Raw genomic sequence first — 3,941 nt, 5'->3', positions numbered from 1 at the left:
TCTTAATTATAAGGTTTCTAGTTGCTCCAATTCTCCGATCTCTGGGATAGTTTCTGCCTCATAGGCATCTGGTAGAAGTGTTCCCACAAGTTTGACCCCATCCATAATAGTTGTGCGTGAAACTCCTGTAATTCTCTCTATGGCATGGGTTTTCGTGCCATTAACATACATTTTCCAGCAGTTGCGTTTGAGATCATCACTATATCCGTATGGGTTGATATTCTGCGATCAATTGACGACCACACTTGACACAGATATAATTTTGTTTACCTTTTCGCGTGACCATTTTTATGGATGTGGTGACTGTGGCATTCTGGATATTCCATTGCATTTTTCCTTGAACTTTACACGCTGATCATTCTCTCAATCATCTTCTTTTCTGACAACGCCCATTAATTAGCCATATCATGTCTGCTTGAATACTTATACCATTTCTGAAAAATTGTGTGATTTTTGTAGCAGCGATCGTCAACTGATAGAGGCATTAATCTTCATAGATCATAAATTGGCTATATTTAAAGCCTCAACAATATAATTCCACCCTGTTATTGATGCTATAATTTCATTTGAGAGGTTGTTAATCATCTCTGTGAGATTTGTTCTCAAATCTTCTAAAGTTTCATATATTCCCCAACTTAAATGATCCTTCATGTATTGCCAAAGTCGTTCTATGGGATTAATTTCTGGACTATGTGGGGGTTGAAATAGTAAAATAATATTTTCAGGAACTTTGATTTTTTTGGCTGTATGGGCTGTACTATTATCTAATTGGATAATATTTATACTATTATTATATTGAGCAGATAATTGGTTTAAATAAACTTGAAAACATTCAGCATCCAAATGAGAAAATTCTCAAAACAAAGATTCTCCCGTGGCGGGTTCCACAACCCCATATATATAAATAGCTTTGAAATCCCATTGGACTTTTCCAGTAGGTTTGACTCCACAAGCAGTGATTAATCGAGGTTCAATTGTTTTTAAACCGATAGGAGTTTCATCTTGGCAAAAATAGCGTAATGGTTGTTTACAGAAATCTTGGGAAAAATTGACGAGTAAAAATTTAATAGTTTCTCAGTTAGATATTAGTTTTTTTTTAAAGCTTTCAGCTGGTTCTGGTTCTTTTTTTACTGAAAACTTTCTGGGAAGTTTTAATTTGGCCTTAAATTTAGATCTGATGATTCCGTAAAGAGTTTTATAATCAACATCTTCCCCATATTCACAGCGAAGCCATTCCTGAATAGCTCCGTAGCTTTTAAATCCATCCGAGTGGCTGATTTAATATGAGCTTTAATCCAGTTTCAGCAGTAGATGAAATTGCCTGTGGAAGAAGGCAAAGGGCAGAAGGCAGGGGGAGCTGAAGAGTTTCTTACAATTTTGACTGAATTCTATACATGATCCGATGCTACCCGATATGATATCATAATAAAGATATTTTCTCTAATAAATTTCTCCCTGTTCCCTAAATTTTTTATTGTGGGTATTCTAAAGAGACATGATATTAAAAGCTAAAGAACTATACCACTTCCGATTCCCGATCAAAAGGCGATCGCTCCATCTACAGCACAAAGTTTAAGCCTAGAAGTCATATCAAATCCTCTTAATTGGACATAAAAAAAATTCTCCAATTGCCATAACTACGCTCATCTTTCTAATTCTTTCTCCTCCTGAATTCAGCAATTCTGACTTCTGACTCCAACTCGACTTAACCATTCTATAACTGTTTAACCGGATTTGATATCAGCAGTTAGGTTAGTAGATGGCATAACACCACTGAAAACTAACTAACTGCCAGAAACAAATTTGGGTATGGATAGACACCTTCTAAAAATCTAGACAATCCTAGACACGTTCTTCGATTAAATAGCAGTCAGCACTCAGCGGTCAGCACTCAGCATGATTGACTTTTTTTGACACTCTCGTCGGGGATTTCAACCCCGACTCAACTATCCTGCGCATTAGCTGCCGGGATTTAATCCAAGCTTAAAAAGCTGAAGCGCTGTTTGCAAAGCATTCCGGTAAGGAAAATGCTGAAGCGCGCTATAGCTAGTTAATGACGTAAAAACATAGACATTTTGTAGATATAAGTCTTGGATCGTCCATGTTTTTCAGCTTTAGCAAGCAACAGAAAACAAATCTATATATATAGAACTACAAGAACTGGTTAAGACATTTTTCAATCCTAAAACCCTTTGACAGTTTGCTATTTCCTGTTCCCTGTTCCCTATTCCCTAGTGCGTAGCGCTATACTGTTAGGGATAAAAACTCAACTGGGGTAATCCCAGGGTTTCTTCCCAACCCATCATCAAATTCATACACTGAACACCCTGACCAGCTTGACCTTTAATCAAATTATCAATAGCTGACATAATAATCACTCTATCAGTACGGTGATCCACCTCAATACCAAGATAACAGAGATTAGTGCCACAAGTCCATTTAGTTTGAGGATAAGTACCACTAGGCAATACTTTCACCCAAGGGCAATTACGATAAAAAGCATTATAAATAGTCAGCAAATCTTCTCGCACTAACCCAGGGTCTCGCAGAGTACCATAAACTGTAGCTAATATTCCCCGCACCATTGGTATCAGATGAGGAGTAAATTGCACCTTCACATCATAACCAGCCAAATTACCACAAATTTGTTCAATCTCTGGAGTATGTCGATGACTAGCTACTCCATAAGCACCAATAGAATTATCCGCCTCAGCTAGTAACATATTAATAGCTGCTTTGCGACCACCTCCAGAAGTCCCTGACTTCGCATCAATAATTGCAGTTTCCGGTACTATCAAACCCTGTTTAAATAGTGGGGAAAGTGCTAAAAGACTAGCCGTGACATAGCAACCAGGGCAACCTATAAGTTGAGCATTGGCAATGCGATCGCGATACAATTCTGGTAACCCGTAGACAGCAGTTGCAACTATTTGTTTATCTGTGCGTTCTCCACCATACCAAGATTGATAAGTCTCTAAATTAGAAAATCGATAGTCAGCGGATAAGTCCAATACTTTACATCCCTTTTCCAACAGAGTTGGTGCCATCTTCCAAGCTAAACCATTGGGAAGAGAAAGGAAGACTACCTGACATTTACTGGATATCTTGTCCAAATCTATTGCCTCTACCATTAAATCTACAGAATGCTCCAAGTGAGGGTAGATTGAAGAAAAAGGTTTCCCCGCACTGCTGTCACCCCCCAAGTACACAACCTCAGCCTTTGGATGATCCTCAAGCAGCTTGACAAGTTGCACCCCGCCATAGCCGGAAGCACCTACAATTCCTATTGGCACAGGTGCCGATTCATTCATAATATTAACTCCTAAGTAATTTGAGTAGCAAAAATTTTAACTTTTGCTGCATTTTAGTACTAAATTTTTATTTTGGTGATATTTAACATTTTGTTTTATAGTTTTTATTTTTTTGAGCATTGGGAAAGTGGTTTGTCAAAAATTTTAAATTATATCAAATTTTACTAATTAGTGATGTGATTACGATCAATTGGCCATACTAAATATAAAGAATTGTTATTTGAGTATTAAATTTTAGATCAAGATCCCATAAACTTTTTCTTAGTCAATAACGTAGTTCTAAAACGTGCTGGTTAGCGATTTGATCTTAACTTACCACGCGAAAGATATTGCTAGATGGCTTCAATAAGTAAAGGATGGTTATAGCGCTACGCGCAAGTCAGAAGTTAGAAGTTAGAAGTAATCCCTGACACTCATTTGAGTGTTTATCATTGCCCTAACCTATTTGCGTAGTACTATATCTATGGAAGCCATTTGGTATCTATTTAAGAAGTTACAAGTTCAATACCCATCTGGGTTTTATGATTCTGGCAGTCATTTTTCATAATTTTTCGGTTTCCTGAACCCTTATAGTTGTTAGGCTCCTTAAAACGGCTTTCCTGAAGCCTTTGTATTTCAATAAAAGATACG

The 3,941-nt window shown here is 37.2% G+C and carries 2 protein-coding genes and 1 pseudogene; all 3 read right to left on the bottom strand.

The features are described 5' to 3' along the window. Positions 1–12 precede the first annotated feature (12 nt). A pseudogene (locus F6K13_RS22380) lies at positions 13–326 on the bottom strand (IS1 family transposase); the annotation flags it as partial. Positions 327–498: 172 nt separating this feature from the next. Beyond that, positions 499–843 carry a transposase gene (locus F6K13_RS22375; RefSeq protein WP_124145589.1) on the bottom strand — a complete coding sequence of 115 codons (345 nt, stop codon included), beginning with the start codon at positions 841–843 and terminating at the stop codon, positions 499–501. Positions 844–2,252: 1,409 nt separating this feature from the next. Then, positions 2,253–3,311, bottom strand: coding sequence for an N-acetyl-gamma-glutamyl-phosphate reductase (argC, locus tag F6K13_RS22370; RefSeq protein WP_124145590.1), 1,059 nt, complete (start codon positions 3,309–3,311; stop codon positions 2,253–2,255). Between the last annotated feature and the right edge of the window lie 630 nt (positions 3,312–3,941).

This window comes from Okeania sp. SIO2B9 (genome assembly GCF_010672505.1).
Taxonomy (GTDB): Bacteria; Cyanobacteriota; Cyanobacteriia; order Cyanobacteriales; family Microcoleaceae; genus Okeania; species Okeania hirsuta.
The sequence above is the reverse complement of the archived record's forward strand: the minus strand, read 5'-3'. Positions and strand labels throughout refer to the sequence as shown.

Excerpts from the sequence above, each read along its gene's own strand:
- argC (WP_124145590.1), bottom strand. The coding sequence starts at position 3,311 with ATGAATGAATCGGCACCTGTGCCAATAGGAATTGTAGGTGCTTCCGGC.